We start from the raw sequence: 22,330 nt of genomic DNA on the forward strand, positions 1-22,330 counted from the left end.
TGATTTTGAACTTTCCAAAAAATTGGTAGCCGACTCTGTGGCCGTATTGGCGGAAAAGATGCAGCATTGTTCTGTCAATGAACCGATTGAAAATGTAAGGGATTTTGGGAAGGGAGATTATTTAATTAAAGTCTTGCAAATGCTTGAGGAATTGGAGGAGTTTGAGGAAAATTATGCGGATTTGAATATGTGGAGCTTTTCAAACTCAGGCACTGGCGCCAGTTGTTCTATAGACCGTGTACCCAATGGATTGATAAGAAAACTTCAACACCTTTATAACAACGCCAAGATAGGAGGGGAATTGAAAGCGATTTTGGCAGATAAACACAGAGCTTTTCGCTTTCTTGAATCTTTAGAGGGAAACAAAGATTGGTCTTTGTTGTACCCAAATGTTTTTGGTACTGGGAAAAGGAAAACGGATTATAGTGGCGTATCCACTGAGTTTCTGGAAGCTTATTATTCAGAAATTGGTAATAATCGTATGGTGCCTATTGCAAAATATATTGCTGGTTTAATTGAGACTTATCGATCAAACTCTTTTAAGAAGTTATTGGAGAGATCGTTAACAGGAGCTTGGGATAATCCAGAATATAGAGGAGAGCTCAACCTAGTATTAGTGAAAGCTGCAAAGGAGGGAAGGTGGGACCTGAAACACCATATTGCTATATTGGATAATTCTGATGAATTGCCAGTAAAAAACAATTTTTATAAATTACATAAATTAATACATTATTTTACTCAAAAATCAGTATTTCAGAATGATCTACCTATTGTAGACGTTTCTAATAAAAAGGCGTTTAATGCCAGTCAATGGGTTATTTCTATGATTCAAAGAGATGACAAGTTAGACGGAATTAAATCTGGTTTGACCAACAAGGGGGAAGATTATATTATTGGGTATGGAAGGATATTCATTGACTCCCTTAATTACCAAGAAGTTCATTTTGAAAGTATTCTTGATACTTTTTATGATGTTGATTTTAGATACCAAAAGTATGGAATGACTGGTCTTTTAAGGATCTTTTTTAATCAATCTGAATACGAATCCATTGAACTTGAACACTATGAAAATAAAGGTCAAATTATGGCTAATGTCCAATGTTGGTTGGAAAAATTGGGTTGCTTTGTAAATGACTACAGGGCGTATTACATAACGAGATACCAAAACCCTGATTCAGACAAACCGCCTGTTGAAAAGTTTGAAAAATTGGTTAATGGATTGGTAGGGGAGAGGTACAAAGATGATTTTTATATAAAACTAAAAGAAATTATTTTTAATACAAATCAGTTTATTTATGAATTTCAGGATGGCCCGAAGGAAAAATGGGACATTGAAGAATTAAAAGTTGACCCACTTGGAAATCCATCATGGAATCTCTGCAATTTTGCGATTAGATTTTTATTAAAGAAATCTCTAATGGAACTAAAAAAAATAATTAATAACAAAAAATAAAATTAAAAATGGCAAAATTAAACAACATTTCTGGCGCGTTGCTGATAGACGCCACTGCATCATTTTTGAATGGTGCCGGTTTGGGTATACAAGAGGATAAAAACCGGGTGATACCTAAGACTTTTAAAGAGAAAGTGAATAATAGGTTTGAAGATGTTCCATACGTTTCGGGGCAATCCTGGAGAAGATGGCTAAGAAATACGGCCAATGAGGAAAATAATTGGAGTCCCAGTGAGCTCAGAGCAATCGGGGATGGTTCTGAAAAAGGAACTACTAATAAGATATCCACCGAATTAAATCCGATAGAATTCCCTGAAGATGATTTATTTGGATATATGAAAGCTGGTGCCAAAGGCGAAGAGAGTATCCAAAGAACATCTCCTTTTAAATCTTCTATTTTGAAAGGAATAAAGAATATGAGAACTTTGAATATTGATGAGGCATTTGTTCATTTGAAGGAAGGTTCACCATTGCCGTATTCTTCTAAGTTCTATTCGACTCATCTTGAAGGCTTTTTTAACCTTGAATATTACCGTTTAGGGGTTTATGATAATTTAGGCAGTAAACAAGAATTAAGTTCTGATCTCATTAAGGAACATACGGATAAATTAATTGAGACGAGTTTAGGCGGGAAATTTTCTCGTTATGAATTAAAGAATGCAGTTGAAAATAGAAATGTGAATGCTGCTGGCTTGTTAAAAGGGTTGGCATATTTAAGAGGAGGTGCAAAACAAGCCGCATTTGGTGCTGATGTTTCACCTAAAGTTTTGGTACTTGCGGGAATGGAATCAGCAAATCCCATTTTTAATAATTTGTTTATTGGTACAGGTGAAAGGCCAATCCTTAACGTTGAGTTGATGCTTGAGCTGGCTGAGGATTATAAAATGAAGCTGGCAACACCAATTTTCCTTGGATTCCGTAAAGGGTATTTACAGAATGAGACCGAAATATTGGAGAAACTGAAAGATGGTTTTGTTTTAGGTTCACCAGTCGAAGTGACAAATCAATTTATACAAAAATATTTGACAAATGGATAAGGTTTTAGAAATCCAGTTTTCTGGTTGGACATCGACGCCGCGTCTGCCATTTGTTCTTTCTGGAAACGCTATTTGTATGCCTACTCCAAGTTACTCGCTTGTTTTAGGCATTATTGGCTGTTGTCTGGGGCGAAATATTCTTGCGACTGAATTGAAGTTAGGGTTTAAGTATTCATTTGACACAGTTGCAAAGGATTTAGAAACTCGACAACGCCTCGAAAATAACGGAGGTAAAATTAAAAAACACAGCAAAGGGAGTGATGCTTATTTACGTGAGTTCCATGTTTTACCGAAGCTAATCGTTTGGTTGAATAAGGTCGAATGGAAAGAATTCTTTGAAAACCCCATTGGAACTCCTTCATTGGGCCGATCGCAGGATATTTTATGTATCGATAGTGTGTTATTGAAAGATGTAGAAAGAGTAGATAAGGGTAATTTAGGCGGCTCACTATTACCTTTTTCACCTAGTTTAAATGCTGCAGGGCAGTTGGTTCAATTGGCAGAATCATATATTGAGAACGAAGACGTGGGGACGGGACGAACGCCAGCTGCGTCCAAAATGTTTATTTCTATCCCACACGATAACAATTCCGAAGTTGTTTGTGGAAATTTATTCAGAACAAAAGAGGAGGAACCCGTTTATTTTTATTTACATGAATTTGATAATGAATAAAGATTACTTTGATAAGTTTTTTGCTAAAAGTGATGGGGTTACGACCTTGGAAATGCATACTAGGCATGTATTGAAAGCTGGCGAAAACTTATTGAACTCAATTTCACTAAGTGAAAGCGAGCGTGATTTTTGGCACAAAAAGCTGGTTAGGTGTGCGGTTCTGCATGATTTGGGAAAGATCCACAGAGAGTTTGTGGAAAGATTAAAAGGGCAGAAAGGTGGTACGATTCGGCATGAATTAGTGTCATTAATTTTCTGTTATAGCTTTCTGAATTTGAGTGACGATGAATTATTTGCCATTGGAACTCATCATAAAGGAGTTATTGATTATCATTTAAGCGACAGTCAATGTTTGTCCCCCAATTATTTGCGTTCTTATTTGAATGATTGGGTCAAATCGGATAAATCGATATTTACTCCAGAAGTTGTTCAATGCTGGTTAGATTTATTTGAATTGAATGTTATTGCTAATTTTAATCGGGAGGTAACTACTGATCTTTCGAAAAATTTCAAGAAGTGCTTTTACGCAAAGCGCCAGGTAGAAGCGCTTCCTGATTTTGAGTCTAGGAAGAATTTGTCACTCATGAGAGCGTTGTTAATGTCGGCTGATCATTTGGGATCGGCTAGGAAGGAAAATGAGATTCCTGTGTATCGGCCTATTGAATTGATACACTTTCAACCGCAAAAAGAGGGGGCGTATTTTGATTTTAGACCTTTTCAAAAACGTATGCGCCGGGAAAACTCTGATGTTATATTACATGCACCCACAGGATCAGGAAAAACGGAGGCAGCGTTAAATTGGGTATTTGCTAATCAATCAGTAAATAATAGGGTATTTTATATTTTGCCTAATACAGCAAGCATAAATGCGATGGTTGGTAGACTGCAAAGGGTTTTTGCCAAGGAAACTGTTACACCATTGCATTCTAAGACTTTAGACTTCTTTTATAACTTGATTTCAGACGATTTGCAAAGTTTAAATATGGATTGTTCGGATATTGAACGTGAGGCAAGGAGTCGACAATCACTTACGAGAGAGATTTTTTATCCAGTCAAGGTGGCGACCTTACATCAAGTATTGAAAACTTCTCTAAAAGGGAAGGGGTGGGAGCTTGCTTTATTTGATTATAGGAATGCATTATTTATTATCGATGAATTTCACGCTTATAATGCGTTATTGACTGGGATGCTATTAGCATCGGTTAAATTATTTAAAAAAATATTTAATGCAAAATTTTTGTTTCTTTCTGCGACAATCCCTGAGTTTTTATTAAGACTTATTATAAAGGAGGTTTTTGACGGAGACTCTTCTAAACTTATCAGGCCAGACAGCAGGGACGAGTTGGACAGGGTGATAATGGATAGAAAAAGGCATCAACTTTATTGCAGACCTGAATCGAATCTTTTTGGTGATTTATCATTGATAAAATCTTATTTGAAAGATGGAAATACGGTATTAATAGTTGTTAATAATGTTAGAACTGCACAGAAGTTGTATGAGGAACTTGAGTTTAGTTCTTCCAGTAAGCTTTTGCATGGCGGATTAAACAAAAAGGATAGGAATAATATCGAGAAAGATTTATTGAGCAGGGATGTTAACAAGCGCCCCAAATTATTGATCGCGACACAGGCTGTAGAAGTTAGTTTGGATATAGATTATGATGTGACGTTTATTGAAAATGCGCCAATTGACGCGTTGATTCAAAGACTGGGCAGGGTTAATCGTAATGGGAAAAAGAAAATCTACCCTTTAGATTCTAAAAGGGATTTATGTTTTGATACCGTTCCGGTCTATATATTTGAGAAATCAATAGGTAATATTTCATTTTATAATAGGGAAGTAGTTGAGAATACATGGTCTGAACTTATTAAATATGATGGATGTGAACTTGGTGAGGATGATTTTATTAAAATATGTGATGTAGTTTATAAAGATGGTTACAATAGGGATCAATTACAAGATTTTGAATTGGGATATAATAATACTATAATCAATAAGTTTGAGGACGACTGGATAGCTGGTAACTGGAAAGATTGGATTAAGGATATTTTAGAGCATGGTAATCAAAAGGTAGAAGTCCTTTGTTTCAATTTACTAGATGAATATGAGCTTAAAATTTCCGAGAAAAAATTCCTAGAGGCGAATTCACTTTTGGTTCAAGTTTATCGATCAGAGGCGGACATTTCTCCCATTAGGAAATTTGGAGATGTAATGGTTGCCAATAATTTGAATTATAAACAAGAAATTGGTTATTTTGATGAAAATGATTCAGTTGATACACAAATTCTATAAATTTGGAACATGCAGGTAACAGGAACTCATATTGCATATTTACACATTTGCCACAGAAAGTTGTGGTTATTTGCCAATGGCATTCAAATGGAGCAAACATCTCAGGCAGTTGCAGAAGGAAAACTTATATCGGAAACTACTTATTTGGATAGATCATAAAAATATACAGAACTTGCAATAGAAACAATTAAGATTGATTTTTATGATGCCAAAAATGGGATTGTTCATGAAGTTAAAAAATCTGATAAAATTGAAGTGGCCCACTTTGCACAATTGAAGTATTATTTGGCTGTTTTAGCTCGAAATGGAATTGAGACTCCAACTGGTGTACTTGAATACCCTAAACTGAAACAGAAAGAAGTTGTTAATTGGGATGAAAGTATTTTGGAAGATGCTAAGCGTTGGGAGGAGGAAGTTAAGAATATTGTGATGCTTGAACACTGTCCGATGCTAACAAAGCTTTCGCTATGCAAGTCTTGCTCGTATTATGAATTTTGTTATATAAATGATAAATGAAAAAACATATTACCTTTTTAACGCAGGACGTCTTAGCAGGAAAGATAATACGCTGAAATTTACTGCTATTGATCAAGATGGAGTGGAAGGATCTATAAGATATATTCCAATAGAAAGTGTATCCGACTTGTTTTGTTTTGGCGCGTTGGATGCTAATGCATCATTGTTTAATTTTTTGGGGAAGCAGCAGATAGCTGTTCATTTTTTCGATTTTTATGAGCATTATACAGGAAGCTTTTTACCAAAAGAATATCTTCTTGCAGGAAAAATGCAGATAGAGCAAACAAGGCATTATATTTCTAAAGGTAAACGCATTGTTATTGCAAGTAAGTTTATTGAAGGTGCATCCGCCAATATTTTGAAGAATCTTCGTTATTATCAGTCTCGAGGGAAAGATCTGCAATCAATTATTGAATCTATTGAAAAATTTTCTGGGCAGATTAAAAGTGTTGTAGAAATAGACGAATTGATGGGTATTGAAGGAAATATTAGACAAAAATATTATGAGTCATTTGATCTGATAATAAACGACTTCTCGATGGGGGGTAGGAGTAAACAACCTCCCTCCAATGAAATTAATTCTTTAATTTCTTTTGGTAATATGATGTGTTATTCCCTCTGTCTTGGGCAAATTTACCATACACAAATGAACCCAACAATAAGTTTTTTACATGAACCTGGTTTTAGAAGATTTTCTTTAGCGCTTGATCTTTCTGAGATTTTTAAACCTATTTTGGTTGATCGTGTAATATTCAAAGTGCTAAATAAAAGGGAAATACAAGCGAAAGATTTTGATTTTCAAGGAAACAAGGTTTTATTGAAGGATGCCAGCCGAAAGATTTTTGTACGTGCTTTTGAAGAGAGGCTTAATGAGACAATTAGACATAGAAGTTTAAATAGAAATGTTAGTTATAAACATTTGGTAAAACTTGAGTGTTATAAATTGACTAAACATATATTAGGTATGGAGGAATATAAACCTTTTAAAATTTGGTGGTAATATGTATGTGATTTTAGTTTATGATATTGGGGAAGAAAGGGTAGGAAAGATGCTCAAATTATGTCGACGTTATTTAAATTGGATTCAAAATAGTGTCTTTGAGGGTGAAATTTCCGAAGTAAAGCTTAAAGAATTGCAATTTCTTGCAAAATCCATCATGGTTCTATCATATGATAGTATTGTTATATTTAAAAGTAGAAATGAAAAATGGCTTCAAAAAGAGATTATTGGGAAGGAAAAGAATGAATTGGACATCTTTTTGTAGTTGTTGTAAATTGTCGATCTATTTGGAAAGAGTGGAATAATTAGTTCTTTGACATATTGGTTGTATATAAAGTATTGAAAGTTATTTAGATATGAAGTTGTCGATATTCGCTAAATTATAAGGTCATTGATTATCGACAACTTTTTATATAAAATTTTGTGTATATTTGTGCACAATAGCGCTGATAATCAGCGTTATTTAAAAGCCTAAATGACGGGGGCTTAATCGAACAATAGTTGAATTGAAATCATCACCTTCAACAGTCAAAGACGGCTCAGGTTGAGGCTTAATCGAACAATAGTTGAATTGAAATATTTATTGCCCAGGCTGTCAAAGACGTCTGTAGTATGGCTTAATCGAACAATAGTTGAATTGAAATTGATTAAACCTGTTTTATCATCACGTTTAGAAAAAGGCTTAATCGAACAATAGTTGAATTGAAATATAATAATCAAAACGATCAAACTTAGAAAACTTTTTGGCTTAATCGAACAATAGTTGAATTGAAATGTCGGTATTGGGTTCTTGTTGGAACTCGTATTGCTTGGCTTAATCGAACAATAGTTGAATTGAAATAAGAATCCGATTTGGAACAAAAAAATAATGAATAAAAGGCTTAATCGAACAATAGTTGAATTGAAATAAGCGAGCATTCAGGTAGATGCCAACGAATCGTTTTTGGCTTAATCGAACAATAGTTGAATTGAAATGATTGTAGTACACATACATTTGCAGCTCTTTGAGCCGGCTTAATCGAACAATAGTTGAATTGAAATTAGCGAAGCCGTCGGCACCAGGAAGTCTAAAAAATCCGGCTTAATCGAACAATAGTTGAATTGAAATGATCTTGATTTCTTGCGATTTAGGGTCTTTAGCGAGGCTTAATCGAACAATAGTTGAATTGAAATTTATATAATTATCGCAGGGGAAAGGCGATACCGGGCGGGCTTAATCGAACAATAGTTGAATTGAAATATCTCCTCTGGAGAGAGGTTTCTGTGGCTCAGCTCGGCTTAATCGAACAATAGTTGAATTGAAATAGCTGAAGGATATCAAGGATCCAATAGATATCCTTGGCTTAATCGAACAATAGTTGAATTGAAATTGAAATGGCTTTCAATGTCATTCAGGGTTACCAGAGGCTTAATCGAACAATAGTTGAATTGAAATAATCTAACGTACGAGGGTCCGGAAAATACTCATCAAAGGCTTAATCGAACAATAGTTGAATTGAAATCCTATTAGTACGGAAGAAATTCCGTTTGATGATGTGGGCTTAATCGAACAATAGTTGAATTGAAATGCGAGAGTAAAACGATCACCAGGAACACATTCAGTAGGCTTAATCGAACAATAGTTGAATTGAAATTTATTAAACCTGTTTTATCATCACGTTTAGAAAAAGGCTTAATCGAACAATAGTTGAATTGAAATTTGATATATATGCGGTAGCGGTTGTCCGCCGAAACAGGCTTAATCAAACAATAGTTGAATTGAAATTTATAAAAGGAGTTCGCTCGGTTGGAATACTTCTAGGCTTAATCGAACAATAGTTGAATTGAAATGAATTGTATCTCGATAGTCTTTGTATGGTTGCATAATGGCTTAATCGAACAATAGTTGAATTGAAATAGATTTTAAACATGAACAATTTCAAAGTAAAATTATCGGCTTAATCGAACAATAGTTGAATTGAAATTTAGGAGTACGACACCCAGGAACACAACACCTAAAACGGCTTAATCGAACAATAGTTGAATTGAAATAGAAAAGCAGATAATGAAGTATGGTCATTTAAACCGGGCTTAATCGAACAATAGTTGAATTGAAATGTAATTTTAAGACAATTAAACCCTAAGGGCTCAGTGGCTTAATCGAACAATAGTTGAATTGAAATTTAGAGAATACCCCGTTTGTTGTAAGTTCAGATGTGTGGCTTAATCGAACAATAGTTGAATTGAAATTGAGAAGGGCACAAAGAAAAACGACAAAAAGACCACGGCTTAATCGAACAATAGTTGAATTGAAATTAAAAGGAAACCTCAACAGTCTTTGGACCAGAATCGGCTTAATCGAACAATAGTTGAATTGAAATTGGAGAGATCCAAGGCACACTGGAATCGTGGCCAGGGGGCTTAATCGAACAATAGTTGAATTGAAATATGAAGAGCCAGCTTACACAAACATGGATAGGCTTCTGGGCTTAATCGAACAATAGTTGAATTGAAATATCAAAAAGATTGTGATAATTGTATAAAATACTTTTGGCTTAATCGAACAATAGTTGAATTGAAATTTAAAACCTAAAAAGAATGGCGGAGATAAAGTACCAGGCTTAATCGAACAATAGTTGAATTGAAATACTGTTTTGGGGCACTATTGAAAACGAATAAAATCGGCTTAATCGAACAATAGTTGAATTGAAATGACTTGGTGGTGTTGCGGGTGCTGGTGTGGCTTTCGGCTTAATCGAACAATAGTTGAATTGAAATATGAAGAACTGGAGGAAATATTTGACTACGATAAATGGCTTAATCGAACAATAGTTGAATTGAAATATATTTCCTTTATACGATTCATCAGTTCAATATTATGGCTTAATCGAACAATAGTTGAATTGAAATGTGAATTCTTCTTATTAATACCAAGCGCTTCGCGTTGGGCTTAATCGAACAATAGTTGAATTGAAATTGGAAAGACCTCTGGAGGTCAAAAGTGCACATCTGGGCTTAATCGAACAATAGTTGAATTGAAATGGTATCGCTGGTTATATGTGGAATCAATGTCGGCGATGGGCTTAATCGAACAATAGTTGAATTGAAATCTGGGGGACCCAGTACCATCGAGATGCACATTAGCAGGCTTAATCGAACAATAGTTGAATTGAAATGATTTATCAACCGTATGAGTACTTTTAATAATATGAGGCTTAATCGAACAATAGTTGAATTGAAATCTGTATAAGCGGGAAAAGGAGATGCAAAAGCCAATAAGGCTTAATCGAACAATAGTTGAATTGAAATTCAAATACCGGATTGACTTCAAATACTCAATTTGTTGGCTTAATCGAACAATAGTTGAATTGAAATCTTTAGTAACTGGATGAATACAAAACCAGTTGCTGAAGGCTTAATCGAACAATAGTTGAATTGAAATTGAATTATCTAGCCAATATTGGTAAGGCTGTCAAGGAAGGCTTAATCGAACAATAGTTGAATTGAAATTAAAAACCTGGGAATTGGGGTACTGAAATTTCTACTGGCTTAATCGAACAATAGTTGAATTGAAATCATATTTCCCCATGCCTCCTTTAAAGGGATGGTTTTTGGCTTAATCGAACAATAGTTGAATTGAAATGATAACAGCTGGAATTGGCAAACACCTCTCCAGGGCGGCTTAATCGAACAATAGTTGAATTGAAATTAATAAATACCAATATCTTTTCATAATTTTTATTTTAGGCTTAATCGAACCATAGTGGAATTACTGGCTTAATCGAACAATAGTTGAATTGAAATGGAAGAGAACGGTTTGGAGGATGCAGAGGATATTCAGGCTTAATCGAACAATAGTTGAATTGAAATAAATCTTAAAACTCTAAATTAAAAGATCATGACAAAGGCTTAATCGAACAATAGTTGAATTGAAATCCCGAAAGCCGCATTATTAAAGGAAAAGCGGCTCCTGGCTTAATCGAACAATAGTTGAATTGAAATATTGGTATTGTAAGTCTTTATAGCGAATAAATCAAGGCTTAATCGAACAATAGTTGAATTGAAATGCTTTCACCAGGGCAATGAGCTCGTTTCACCAGGGCGGCTTAATCGAACAATAGTTGAATTGAAATGTGTCTTTATTGTAGGGGATCTTTGTTTGGGGGGCTTAATCGAACAATAGTTGAATTGAAATAAGAGAAAATAAATTGCAGTGATCTTATAATAGTTCTGGCTTAATCGAACAATAGTTGAATTAATTTTAATACCGGACTAAAACGATACCACTTGCCACCAAAAAACGATACCACCCTTCTGGACAGCTGACTACGGCAGTGTTCCAGAGCACACTTTCAGAAGCCATTCCGGTGTTTTTTTTTGATGCTCAATTTCCAACTTAAAACATGCAATCGTTTCTAATTGGGATACCTATGTTTTAATTGGACGATTATCAATCATTTAACTGTAGTGATATCTGATATTTTGCGTTGTGCTTTGCTCTTGCTTTCTTTTATTTGCCCGTATTTAGTCTCATTTGACACCTATTCATCGTGGGGCCGTTGGGGGGTGAGGGAGCCGGAGCGGAGCGGAGGCGAACGAGCCCCCAACGGGAAAGCGCATTTTAACCCCCTTTAACGGGTTCTGTTAGCCTCTAAACAGCCTGGGTAAGGCTATCAAAAGGGCAAGGTAAAGCGCCCTTTTGATGCTTATTGAAGGCTAGTAAGTATAGCCAAAGTAGGAGTCTAACCACTACAGTTACAGCCAAGCTTATAAATAACGTTGGCATCTTCAGGTGGAACAATACCTGATACATTATAAATATGATAATATGTATATATCAGATAAGCTGCTGATTACTCGTTATTACATATAATTATGATATATATGTTTGCTTTAAATTATGCCAAATTATTGGGATGTGAAGCTGTAGAATGGCACACGTTATATATAACAAACAAATAAATATATATGAAATATATCTAGCTGTTCGATTTTTAAAAATCGAACATATCTGTTATTAATGCTTGTTGCATGCGGCAACTATTGTTAATAAATTCCAAAGATGAAAAGCAGTAATAAAGATAAAGATTCTTCATTTAATCCCAAATAATTTTTGCAAAATTATTGGAGATTACTAAGTGGTACCGTTTTTCACCGTTAGGTGGTATCATTTTATACCGCTGTTAAAAAATTGAAATTTGGAGGGCTAATGTATAACCCTGCTCTATATTTAAGGCTTAATCGAACAATAGTTGAATTGAAATCAATTTACCGTTGTCTGTCCTTTGGACTGCAAAGAGAGGCTTAATCGAACAATAGTTGAATTGAAATTAAATATAACGAGTGCTACCCAAAATACTATTTCAGTCTTAATCGAACAATAGTTGAATTGAAATACACTTTATATTAGTTTGTTCCTTATCGAACAATAGTTGAATTGAAATATCGTTTGACGGTATACTTTTCTCCGCCCAGATAGAGGCTTAATCGAACAATAGTTGAATTGAAATTGTTTTTAAGGCTTAATTCCTTGACGGCGGCAAATAGGCTTAATCGAACAATAGTTGAATTGAAATTTGCAATAGTTTGCTTTCACTTTCAGGCTGTATCATGGCTTAATCGAACAATAGTTGAATTGAAATTACGTTCGTATACACTATTTTTAGAAGCAGCCAACAGGCTTAATCGAACAATAGTTGAATTGAAATCTATTTAAAATAGAAACAATGAATAAGAATGCAAAAGGCTTAATCGAACAATAGTTGAATTGAAATTTTCCTGCGAACTTTTGCGCATAACCCGCTATCTGTAGGCTTAATCGAACAATAGTTGAATTGAAATGTCGTTTTCTTCAATTCCATACCGGAAAGTGTTTATGGGCTTAATCGAACAATAGTTGAATTGAAATCCCAATCAACGCAGGTAAAGGCATCTGAATTTAATGGCTTAATCGAACAATAGTTGAATTGAAATCCAGAAGTCACCCAGGATCAACAGAGCGCCGTAGCGGGCTTAATCGAACAATAGTTGAATTGAAATAATATACCGGACAAAAAGACGATTTCGGTAACGAAATGGCTTAATCGAACAATAGTTGAATTGAAATCCTATTAGCCGGCTGGATCTTTTGCAGGCAGTGGGCAGTTTAATCGAACAGTAGTTGTATAGAAATTTTGAGGTTGATTTGAATAATTTATATCCTATAATTTATATTATGTTAAATAGAAAGAAGATCAAAATTAATCTCCTGTTGTTAATACTAAATGAGGTATAAGAATTGTTTCAATAGTATTCTGTTTGTTGCTCGGCTATCCTATCCTTTCACAAACTCAAGCTTATGAAAGGATTAATATCGTCCAGCTTGCCAGGCTGCGAGGTGTTTCTTTCCGATGATACAACTTTAAGTGTGTAGCGATTTAATCGAAAATCGCGTTATGTTATAAGGGCAATATTGACCTTATGATGAACAATAAACCAATTCATATGCAAATTAAAAAATTACTCTCGATATTAGTCGTTTTAGTGATTACTGGCACCTGCTTTGGACAAGTCCGTTGGGCAGTAAAAGCCGGACTAAATTACTCAAATATAAGCGCTGAAGATAAGGATGAAGTTAAGGCAAACACTAAATCTGTTCCAGGTATTTATTTAGGTTTAGGAGCTGATATTGTAATGGCTAATCAGTTTTCTCTTCAACCAACTTTAATTTATGCGAAAAGAGGTTTTAAGCAGTCTGGTCCATCAAATGTTGGTTGGGGGAAAGACTTTGAGGCTAGGGTCTCCTATTTTGAACTTCCAATTGATTTTTTATATTCTCCGAGAATTGGCCCTGGAAACTTATTATTAGGTGCAGGCCCTTATTTGGGGTATGGAACCGGAGGAAGCTGGACAACAAGTGGTCCCGTAATTGTTGGTGATATTGTGTATGATGCGAAAGGCGATATCTCCTTTCAAAATGATAATTCGACAAGAGGTGAAGGTACCAATAGTTTTACTTATGCAAAGCCATGGGATTATGGTGCTCATTTTAAATTGGGTTACGCGCTACTCGATAGGTATATTGTATCTTTTGAAGCGCAATACGGGGTGGCAAATTTGACGCCCAACTGGGGCGATCTTAAAGCACAAGGATCCCTTAGAAATAAATCTTTTGGTATTTCCCTTGGATATCGTTTTGAATAAAACAGCTTATCTTTTAGATCTTACTTTAAAAAATATTAAGAGTCCAAGTAGACCTACAAAACTGATAATAGATAGTGATAGTGCTACTGGTCCATTGTGGAAGTTTTGAATGACCTCGATTAAAGCAATAATTATAAGAACGTATAATAAAAGGAATTTTCTGATCATCACTTTGATGGATTATTAATTTGCAGCTTTTATCAGAATAACTTTTAGCGATTGATATATCTGAATTTATTTATTCGTTCACTATTTCTAGAAGGTTTGCGAGTAACAATTTACACGATTCCTTGCGCTAACATTGCATCAGCCACTTTTACAAACCCACTGATATTTGCACCTCTTTCATAATTAATGTATCCATCAGCTTCTTTGCCATATTTCATACACTGCTCATGGATTTCATGCATGATACTTTTTAATTTCATATCCACTTCTGCACGCGTCCAGGAATAACGTTGTGAATTTTGTGACATTTCCAAGCCAGAAACGGCTACGCCTCCAGCATTGGCGGCTTTGCCAGGGGCATAAAATATTTTTGCTTTTAGGAAAATCGCAACTGCTTCAGGAGTGCATGGCATATTGGCCCCTTCTGCAACACAAATACATCCATTTTTGACCAATAACTGCGCATCTTCTTCATTCAACTCGTTTTGAGTGGCATTAGGTAGCGCTATATCACATTTAATTCGCCAAGGACGTTCACCTTCAAAATATTCGCAGCCAAATTTTGTTGCATATTCCTTTATCGATCCGTGCTCATCATTCTTTAGATGCTTAATAAATGCCAATTTCTCATTATCGATACCATTTGGATCATACACAAATCCGTGAGAATCTGACAATGTCAAAACCTTTGCTCCATTTTGAATACACTTTTCGGCAGCATATTGTGCAACATTGCCGGATCCGGAAATAATTACGGTTTTGCCTTTTATTGATTCGTTCTTTGTTTTTAATATTTCATCGACAAAATAAATCAGCCCATAACCGGTCGCTTCAGGCCTGATATGGCTCCCACCCCATTCATTCCCCTTTCCTGTTAATACGCCGTTAAAAGACCCGGCGATTCGCTTGTATTGGCCAAAAAGGAAACCAATTTCCCGGTTTCCTACTCCAATATCACCTGCGGGAATATCTGTATCTTCTCCAACGTGGCGGTAAAGTTCGGTCATAAAACTTTGGCAGAATTTCATCACCTCATTATCCGATTTGCCCTTGGGGTCAAAATCGGAACCACCTTTTCCAGCACCCATAGGCAATCCAGTAAGACTATTTTTAAATATTTGTTCAAAGGCCAGAAATTTTAATACACTTAGGGTTACTGATGGATGAAACCGTAAACCACCCTTATAAGGTCCGATTGCACTGTTCATTTGCACGCGAAAACCCCTGTTTACCTGAACCTCTCCTTTGTCATCCAACCAAGGTACTCGGAAAATGATTACACGCTCAGGCTCTACCATCCGCTCTAAAATTTTGGTGTTCTTATATCTAGGTTCAGATTCTATAAATGAAATAATAGAAGTTGCTACCTCTTCTACTGCCTGTAAAAATTCCGGTTCGCCCGGATTCTTTTTCTTTAAATTGCTTAAAAAGTTATTAAGATTTTCGTTCATATTTTCTAATAAATAATGCTCTTCAGTTAATATATTATAGCATTGAAATTAGATAAATTTCACCCCAATTCAAACAACGAGTGTTAGTATTTGGTCTTTATTTAAAAATGAATGTAGTGGACATTTTTTTTAAAGACTACTTTCCGCCTTTGCCTGAGCTGATATTTACTACTGGCAAACCAGGCACGGTGATCTTAATTTTTGCGGGAACTTGCTGATTATTGTTTACCTCAATTTTACTGTCGTTTTCCAAATAGATACTTCGTTTTCTTTTAGCAGGAAGGATTATTTTGGATGATTCCTTGCCATTTTTGAAGGTCGATGCTGTTATTTGATTTTTTGATTTGTTTTTAATCACAACCTTTCTTCGGGTTTGCTGATTGGGTCCAATGATAACCGATCCGGAAGGGTTGACATTTCGGGTAATCATTATTCCAGTGCAGGAACTAAATGCAGCCATCACAACAAACAATTTGATTATTTTTTTCATTTTGATGTAAATAAAGGTTTTTATTACAGTTAATGATAATTTAATTGAACTTAGCCCCTTTTATCCATTTTTTTTGATCCATGAAGCAATATCATTTATTACCTGAGAAGGTATGTGCTTCTCCCCTTCATAATCTTTAGGACTTGGAGTGCCATTGCTTTGCATAAATAAATGTGAGAGTCCAGGGTAGCTTTTAAAACTGATATTGCTCATACCTTTTGTGGCTCTTTTCCATAAATTAAAATCAGCCATTCGCACCTGATAATCCTTTTCTCCTTGCAATATTAAAAACGGCGTGTTGATACTTTTTATAACTTCTAAGGGTTTGTAGGCATTAAATGACAACCAAAAACTGGCCTGTTGTTTTGATAGTAATGAATCAGAAGGAGAATTTTGGTTGAAAGCCTTGCCATGCATATAATGGATTTGTCGTTTAACTTCTTTTAATTTTTCATCGAGTTCCTTGCTGGGGGTTAATGAATCGAGATAAGTTAGTTGCTCCAAAATCAGATCTTGTATTGGTCTGGCTGGTCCTGCCATCATAACAACGCCATTTACGACTCCCTTAGCCTTTTTGGCTATTCTTGGTGCCATAAAGGCCCCTAAACTATGCCCAATGACATACAATTTATAATTCTGGAATGTATCATTGTTATTGAAGTAATGAATAATATTCAATACATCATTTGTTACAACATCATCTACTGTAAAGTTTTTGGGTAGCGATTTAGGAGCTACAAAAGTTCTTTTATCGTAACGATAGGTAGAAATTCCTGCTTTTAAAAGTCCTTGCGCCAGGTCTTTAAATGGCTTAAGCTGCCCTAGAGTCTCATCGCGGTCATTCGCGCCGGAGCCGTGTACCAGAATAACCAATTTTTTTTGGTTATTATCTTTCGCGATGAGCAATGTGCCGGGTAAGGTGAGGTTGCCAGATTTGATATTATAGGCGTTTGGAGCATCATCTGTCTCTTGATTTTTTCTGTGTGGCACCAAAAAGAATCCTATAATCTTATTGTTGCTATTGAAAACAGTTCTGATAAGCTCACTATTTTTTTCAAAAACAGTATTGACAATGCAATTCAGATAGCCTCCAGCTTGCTGCTGATTTACGTCAACAACTTTTTTAAAGTCTCCATTTTTCTGTACCATGCTATTGGTTATCTGTCCCAAAAGTACGGGAGGCATTTTGTTTTGTATTGAACTGTCAATATAGCTGATTGCTGTGTCGTATTGTTTATTAAAAATTGCCTCCACGAACGCTTTTGCGATTTGTTTTGGCGTTTGACATAAACCAATAAATGGAATCAACAGGATGGCTAGTAATAAATTGCGCTTCATGTTGTTGTTATTTAAAATGAATGGAATGAATAAAAACTAAGGAAGTAATCTCCGCTAGAATTAACGCCAATATGAATGTCCAGACGGCTTTAGATCCATAAATATTTATACAAACTCGATAGCTATTATAATAAAGGGCAACAGTCCAGATGATGCATATTAAAGAAAAGAATGAGGCAATAAAAAAGCCTGCTGTAAAATGGATTTGGGTAATATCGCTTAATTGCTCCTTGTCAATATATGGAATCGCAAATGCTGCCAGTGCTACCAATAGTAATGGCGCTCTGGAAAGTAGTGTCGTACCTAGAATATCGATCCATCGAAATCTGGTTTTGGTAAATAACAGGCCAGTCAATCCCAAAAATAGAACAAGGCATAACCAGGAAATGATATAAAAACTAACGTAGGGCCAAATACTAGTAAAAGGTGCTACATGAAAATCAATAACGCCATCAAAGGCGCTATGACTAAAATAAGAGATAGCCAATGTAAGTATAGCAAATAAGCCGCCGATCCACAGAGCCTTCCCTCCCGCTATTTTTGTAAAAGGATTGAAAATAAATACCATAAAGCTAGTTTTCGAGGTTTTTAATTTTTTCGATAACACTATCTAATATATTGCGGACGGTCGGGTAACTAAGTGACATTTGTTCCGCCATTAGTTTAATACTGCCACTGGCCTTGACAAAGTCAAGCATAAACTTTTGATCTTCTTCAGGTAATAACATAATGGGGGGAAGTTTATAATCACCCACCACTTTAGTGTGGCAGTGATGACAACTCATTGCTTCTACATCCAGAAAGCTATTGCAACTAGGGCAATAAATGGGTAACCTCTTTTCCATAATTTATTCAAATATAGGAAATTTGTTTCAATATTATTGAACAGAGGTTTAATAATATTAATTATTTAATTAAATAAGTTGAATTATTATTAATTTGTTAGCCGGCGGATTAGAAGCAATTTTGTAAAGTACACGTTAATCAAAATAAAATCAGGCCTCATTGTAATATTTGATTACAATGAGGCCTGATAATGCTTTTATTTCAGTAACCAAAGTTATGCGGAGATGGATTGGATGACCGGTCTTAATTGGGAAGGAGAAACACCATACATTTTCTTAAAAGCGAAGGAAAAATGTGACAAATTCTCAAATCCAAGCTCAATATATACCTCAGAGGGGGTTCTTCCTTTTTCTTTGAGCAGGTAATGCGCCTCAGACAATCTTTTACTGAGGAGCCATCTACTAGGTGTAGCATTAAACACTTTCTGAAAATCTCTTTTAAAGGTGGCCAGACTCCTACCGGATAAATAAGCAAATCTGCTCATTTTGACATTAAAATGGTAATGCCTGTTCATAAATTCTTCCAGATCAATCTTGCCGGGTTCTGAAAAATCAAATAGTGAATTAGCTAATTTAGGAGCCAGTTCCAATAATAAAAGAATGGCTTCTTTCATTTTTATAAAAACCAAACTATTATTTAGGGCTTCTTTGTTGTCCTCATACTGCCTTAGAGAGTCAAAAAAGCTTATGAGTAATGGGTGGCTTTTAAGTTTAACTACGGCGTCCCCTTTATCACACTGCGTTGGCGCGATATTTTTATGAATGCTGATCTTGCGAAGCAATTCCTGATCCAAAGGAATTGAGATGCAACGGAACGGAGCATTTTCTTCTGGAGTCTTTTCAAACTTAACTAACCGATTTCTTTTGGAGAACCGAAAATCTCCTTTTTGAAAATATATTCTTTATCTCCGTCATTGAATTTTAAGGTTCCAGATATCTGATAGCTCAAAATGTGCTGGGATACAAATTGCTCTCCTTCTCTTTTGGCCTCAAAATGACAGGAATAGTGTACCTCAGGCTTTATGTTTTTCTGTTGTGTATTCATTTTCAATAAATTGTGTAGGTGCTTACTCTAAAATGGCCATTCAAGCGATAATTATGCCTATTAAATTCCAAATGTCATAGTCTGTTTTAGCGTCTAAAAAACATACTTAACTTCAGCGGTTCACTATGTGAAATTACACTTTTCAAATCATTTTATTTAAATCTCCTGGATCCATTAATTGAATTTGGGCAATTATTTAACCGCCCAAGGCTGATTTTCAATAAAATTAATTTGTTCATCTTGATCCGCATCAGTAGATACACTAACTGATAACCATTGTTTAAGCTCCTCAGTGCGAACAGATAAACCGTTCTGAAGGATGCCAACGGCATCTGAACCGAGCACCAAATGGACTGGAGGTTGGGGATGGTCAATCAAATCCATTAAAACAGTGGCCATTTTGTCTGGATCGCCCACTGGGACAAAATTGCCATTTTTGAAAAATGAAATTCTACTTTGCACAGCATGATACACTTCTGGGCTGTCAGCATAGCTCATAGAGCTGCCTGACCACTCAGTCTTGATGCCTCCCGGTTCAATAGCCATTACTGTAATTCCTAATGGAGCCACTTCCTTATGCAATGCTTCGCTAAAACCACTTAATCCAAATTTAGCTGCTTGGTAAATGGAAAGTCCTGTACTGGCCACCCGCCCCCCAATGGAACTGATCTGAAGAATATGACCTGAACCTTGGCGGCGCATATGAGGAATGACCGCTCTTGAGAGTTCGATGGGCGCATATAAATTGGTTTCAAGCTGGTCTCTGACCTGGTCATCAGAAAAACTTTCAGCTGCGCCGGTAATACCAAAACCAGCATTATTGACCAGGACATCAATCTGCCCGAAATGATCGATTCCCATGCTGACCGCCTGATGTATCTTTTTCGTGTCCTTGACATCCAGTTTTAGCTTAAGGATGTTTACTGCTGGATAGTCATCCAAATAATCAAGGTCGCTAAGACGCCTGGCAGTCGCAATGACCTGATCCCCTTTGTTTAAAATAGCGAGGGTCAGGCTTTTGCCTAATCCTTTTGAACTACCTGTGATAAACCAAACTTTGCTTTCCATATGTTTTTAATTTATGGAGCAAATGTCCGCAAAGAATTCTGCCAAGGCTTTGTTGATTGGCTCAATTTTACTTTGTTGTATGGCTCATTTTTCCCTTGAAATCGAATTCACAAGGGAAATTAAATGAGGAAACTGTAGAATAAAACAGGCAGCCATTTCTATCGCTTATGGGAAATAGCTGCCTGATTTTAAAATTCAAATAAATTAGTGCTATTTCAATAGCCACATAATCTTATTGATCTCATCATAGCCGTCAAACTGTCGATCTAAAGCTTCAATCAGGTTTGCTCTGTTATAATCTGTTTCTGTAGATGGATACAGCCAGCGCATTGGGATTGCACCTACATCATTTGCATTTAAACTGGTGGCTGGATTAATTGGGAAAACCGGATATTTATTTCTGCGGTATTCAAAATAACTACTGAGGCCATCTTTCATAAATTCCCGGATATAGCGTTGCATCCAGATTTGTTTAAGCTGCTCACTTTGTGTTGTTTTAAAGGCGGCCTCACCGGTAAAGTAATGGTCGATATAATCCTGATTAATCGCCATGCCATGCGCATAAGAAGGATCCGTATTCATGAGCTCCTCCAAGGCTGATTTTACACCATTTTCATAATAGGATTTTGCATCACCTGAACTAATCCATCCAAGTACCCTGGCTTCAGCTAAAATAAGTTCCTGTTCGCCATAAGTAATTAACATCCGTGGCTCACTGGCCTCTTCTTTAAGGTATCGGCTGTTGATTAGTGAATATTTATTGGCGCTATGACCTGCATTCATAGCAGGGTAATCCATAGAGACGTCTACACCTATATAGGCATTCATGTTATTTTCACTTTGTCCACTGCTAATCTGGGCACCTGCCGGGTCACCGTAATAAAACAATCTCCTGTCATTTAACTGCTTTAGATTATCAACCAATAATGAGCTGAGAATGGTTCGGCTTGTGAAAAGGTCATTAGTGCCTGATAATGGATGCTTATTTTGGGTGGAATAATCAAGACCAAAATATTCGCCAGTATTTTCCAATAAATGACCTGCATCCACGATGGATTTAAATCTTGCTTTAATTGACAGATCAGCGTCTCCTACTTTTTTGCTTAGCGTCATTAACACCTTTAAGGCAAAACTATTAGACGCAGCCCGCCATTTGGCAGGATCCCCATTATAAGGGGTTGGATCCCCGGAAAAGTTGGTACCCTCCGCAAAGAAAGCGTCAGCTGCTTTTAGGTCATCTAAAATGGTGATAAATACCTGTTTTTGGGTGTCATATTTAGGCTGAAATTCTCCATTTACTCCTCCATTGGCCTCGCTACAGGGAATATCGCCCATTTGCATGGTTAATTGGTAGAACATATACGCTTTAACAAAAGCGGCTACACCTTTATAAGCGTTTTCCATTGGGCCATCCTTGGCATATTTCAGCATCTTGTCAAGATCAGGTAAAATGGTCATAGCAGAAAAACTGCCACTACCCAAAAGATTATATTGCTCTGCTAGTTGCCCTTCATTGGCATACCCGACATATTTGGCCAATGCATTTTCCGTGATATATGCCTTGGCATCTCGCCCATTAAATCTGGCAACACTTAAAATTGCACTTGTGCACAGTAAAGAAGCGCTAGCTTCTGTGGGAGTATTTGGATCAGAATTGATTTCATCGAATTTATTACAACTAAAAAGCCCTACAAGGACCATAAGTAAGGCGGCTGCATATTTCTTATAATAGTTTAACATGATACATTTTTTTTAAATTCAAGAAAATGGGTGTTTAAAATTTAGATTACCA

The 22,330-nt window shown here is 35.9% G+C and carries 16 protein-coding genes, 1 pseudogene and 2 CRISPR repeat arrays; of the genes and pseudogenes, 8 read left to right on the forward strand and 9 right to left on the reverse strand.

All coding sequences use genetic code 11. The features are described 5' to 3' along the window. The first annotated feature begins 37 nt into the window (after window positions 1-37). The 8 genes and pseudogenes from FSB73_RS16010 to FSB73_RS16040 all read left to right on the forward strand — a co-directional run bounded on the left by FSB73_RS16010 (window position 38) and on the right by FSB73_RS16040 (window position 14,133). The gene (locus tag FSB73_RS16010; RefSeq protein ID WP_146784400.1) at window positions 38-1,453 is read left to right on the forward strand and encodes a hypothetical protein; all 1,416 of its coding nucleotides are present in this window, start codon (window positions 38-40) and stop codon (window positions 1,451-1,453) included. A gap of 8 nt (window positions 1,454-1,461) precedes the next feature. After that, a complete protein-coding gene (cas7i, locus tag FSB73_RS16015; protein WP_146784404.1) occupies window positions 1,462-2,490 on the forward strand; it encodes a type I-B CRISPR-associated protein Cas7/Cst2/DevR in 1,029 nt (342 codons plus the stop codon). Then, window positions 2,483-3,163 carry a hypothetical protein gene (locus tag FSB73_RS23340; protein ID WP_158639579.1) on the forward strand — a complete coding sequence of 227 codons (681 nt, stop codon included), beginning with the start codon at window positions 2,483-2,485 and terminating at the stop codon, window positions 3,161-3,163. Before cas7i ends, FSB73_RS23340 begins: the two co-directional genes overlap by 8 nt. Further along, a complete protein-coding gene (gene cas3 / locus FSB73_RS16020; protein ID WP_158639580.1) occupies window positions 3,156-5,456 on the forward strand; it encodes a CRISPR-associated helicase Cas3' in 2,301 nt (766 codons plus the stop codon). Before FSB73_RS23340 ends, cas3 begins: the two co-directional genes overlap by 8 nt. Before the next feature lie 9 nt (window positions 5,457-5,465). Beyond that, window positions 5,466-5,972, forward strand: a pseudogene (cas4, locus tag FSB73_RS16025) (CRISPR-associated protein Cas4). Beyond that, the gene (gene cas1b, locus FSB73_RS16030; protein ID WP_146784410.1) at window positions 5,962-6,972 is read left to right on the forward strand and encodes a type I-B CRISPR-associated endonuclease Cas1b; all 1,011 of its coding nucleotides are present in this window, start codon (window positions 5,962-5,964) and stop codon (window positions 6,970-6,972) included. The pseudogene cas4 and the gene cas1b overlap by 11 nt, the downstream one beginning before the upstream one ends. Window position 6,973: 1 nt before the next feature. Then, complete coding sequence (gene cas2 / locus FSB73_RS16035) at window positions 6,974-7,237, forward strand: CRISPR-associated endonuclease Cas2 (protein WP_146784413.1); 264 nt, start codon at window positions 6,974-6,976, stop codon at window positions 7,235-7,237. A 218-nt stretch (window positions 7,238-7,455) separates the two neighbouring features. Beyond that, a CRISPR array of direct repeats spans window positions 7,456-11,214; the repeat unit is 30 nt; unit sequence GGCTTAATCGAACAATAGTTGAATTGAAAT. Between the two features lie 971 nt (window positions 11,215-12,185). Then, window positions 12,186-13,123: a CRISPR direct-repeat array (repeat unit 30 nt; unit sequence GGCTTAATCGAACAATAGTTGAATTGAAAT). 287 nt (window positions 13,124-13,410) lie between these two features. Continuing rightward, window positions 13,411-14,133: a porin family protein gene (locus FSB73_RS16040; protein WP_146784416.1), complete on the forward strand. Its 723-nt coding sequence runs from the start codon at window positions 13,411-13,413 to the stop codon at window positions 14,131-14,133. A 278-nt stretch (window positions 14,134-14,411) separates the two neighbouring features. Here FSB73_RS16040 and gdhA read toward each other — a convergent pair whose 3' ends face one another. The 9 genes from gdhA to FSB73_RS16080 form a co-directional block, all read right to left on the reverse strand. After that, window positions 14,412-15,752: an NADP-specific glutamate dehydrogenase gene (gene gdhA, locus FSB73_RS16045; protein ID WP_146784418.1), complete on the reverse strand. Its 1,341-nt coding sequence runs from the start codon at window positions 15,750-15,752 to the stop codon at window positions 14,412-14,414. A gap of 136 nt (window positions 15,753-15,888) precedes the next feature. Beyond that, entirely contained in the window at window positions 15,889-16,242 is a 354-nt protein-coding gene (locus FSB73_RS16050) for a hypothetical protein (protein ID WP_146784421.1), read from the reverse strand. Window positions 16,243-16,302: 60 nt separating this feature from the next. Further along, window positions 16,303-17,580: an alpha/beta hydrolase gene (locus FSB73_RS16055; RefSeq protein ID WP_146784424.1), complete on the reverse strand. Its 1,278-nt coding sequence runs from the start codon at window positions 17,578-17,580 to the stop codon at window positions 16,303-16,305. 7 nt (window positions 17,581-17,587) lie between these two features. Then, window positions 17,588-18,148, reverse strand: a complete 561-nt coding sequence (locus FSB73_RS16060; protein ID WP_146784427.1) for a YIP1 family protein — start codon at window positions 18,146-18,148, stop codon at window positions 17,588-17,590. Between the two features lie 4 nt (window positions 18,149-18,152). Further along, window positions 18,153-18,425 (reverse strand): DUF2089 family protein, encoded by a 273-nt coding sequence (locus FSB73_RS16065; protein WP_146784429.1) that lies wholly within the window; start codon window positions 18,423-18,425, stop codon window positions 18,153-18,155. A gap of 215 nt (window positions 18,426-18,640) precedes the next feature. Beyond that, entirely contained in the window at window positions 18,641-19,324 is a 684-nt protein-coding gene (locus tag FSB73_RS16070) for a helix-turn-helix domain-containing protein (protein ID WP_394344855.1), read from the reverse strand. Further along, window positions 19,276-19,470, reverse strand: a complete 195-nt coding sequence (locus FSB73_RS25290) for a hypothetical protein (protein WP_225974079.1) — start codon at window positions 19,468-19,470, stop codon at window positions 19,276-19,278. Before FSB73_RS25290 ends, FSB73_RS16070 begins: the two co-directional genes overlap by 49 nt. A gap of 192 nt (window positions 19,471-19,662) precedes the next feature. Continuing rightward, a complete protein-coding gene (locus FSB73_RS16075; protein WP_146784432.1) occupies window positions 19,663-20,538 on the reverse strand; it encodes an SDR family oxidoreductase in 876 nt (291 codons plus the stop codon). Between the two features lie 210 nt (window positions 20,539-20,748). After that, window positions 20,749-22,278, reverse strand: coding sequence for a SusD/RagB family nutrient-binding outer membrane lipoprotein (locus FSB73_RS16080; protein WP_192904066.1), 1,530 nt, complete (start codon window positions 22,276-22,278; stop codon window positions 20,749-20,751). Between the last annotated feature and the right edge of the window lie 52 nt (window positions 22,279-22,330).

Source organism: Arachidicoccus ginsenosidivorans (assembly GCF_007971385.1).
In the GTDB taxonomy this organism is placed as follows: Bacteria; Bacteroidota; Bacteroidia; order Chitinophagales; family Chitinophagaceae; genus Arachidicoccus; species Arachidicoccus ginsenosidivorans.

Excerpts from the sequence above, each read along its gene's own strand:
- cas7i (WP_146784404.1), top strand. The coding sequence starts at position 1,462 with ATGGCAAAATTAAACAACATTTCTGGCGCGTTGCTGATAGACGCCACT.
- FSB73_RS23340 (WP_158639579.1), top strand. The coding sequence starts at position 2,483 with ATGGATAAGGTTTTAGAAATCCAGTTTTCTGGTTGGACATCGACGCCG.
- cas3 (WP_158639580.1), top strand. The coding sequence starts at position 3,156 with ATGAATAAAGATTACTTTGATAAGTTTTTTGCTAAAAGTGATGGGGTT.
- cas1b (WP_146784410.1), top strand. The coding sequence starts at position 5,962 with ATGATAAATGAAAAAACATATTACCTTTTTAACGCAGGACGTCTTAGC.
- cas2 (WP_146784413.1), top strand. The coding sequence starts at position 6,974 with ATGTATGTGATTTTAGTTTATGATATTGGGGAAGAAAGGGTAGGAAAG.
- FSB73_RS16040 (WP_146784416.1), top strand. The coding sequence starts at position 13,411 with ATGATGAACAATAAACCAATTCATATGCAAATTAAAAAATTACTCTCG.
- gdhA (WP_146784418.1), bottom strand. The coding sequence starts at position 15,752 with ATGAACGAAAATCTTAATAACTTTTTAAGCAATTTAAAGAAAAAGAAT.
- FSB73_RS16050 (WP_146784421.1), bottom strand. The coding sequence starts at position 16,242 with ATGAAAAAAATAATCAAATTGTTTGTTGTGATGGCTGCATTTAGTTCC.
- FSB73_RS16055 (WP_146784424.1), bottom strand. The coding sequence starts at position 17,580 with ATGAAGCGCAATTTATTACTAGCCATCCTGTTGATTCCATTTATTGGT.
- FSB73_RS16060 (WP_146784427.1), bottom strand. The coding sequence starts at position 18,148 with ATGGTATTTATTTTCAATCCTTTTACAAAAATAGCGGGAGGGAAGGCT.
- FSB73_RS16065 (WP_146784429.1), bottom strand. The coding sequence starts at position 18,425 with ATGGAAAAGAGGTTACCCATTTATTGCCCTAGTTGCAATAGCTTTCTG.
- FSB73_RS25290 (WP_225974079.1), bottom strand. The coding sequence starts at position 19,470 with ATGAATACACAACAGAAAAACATAAAGCCTGAGGTACACTATTCCTGT.
- FSB73_RS16075 (WP_146784432.1), bottom strand. The coding sequence starts at position 20,538 with ATGGAAAGCAAAGTTTGGTTTATCACAGGTAGTTCAAAAGGATTAGGC.
- FSB73_RS16080 (WP_192904066.1), bottom strand. The coding sequence starts at position 22,278 with ATGTTAAACTATTATAAGAAATATGCAGCCGCCTTACTTATGGTCCTT.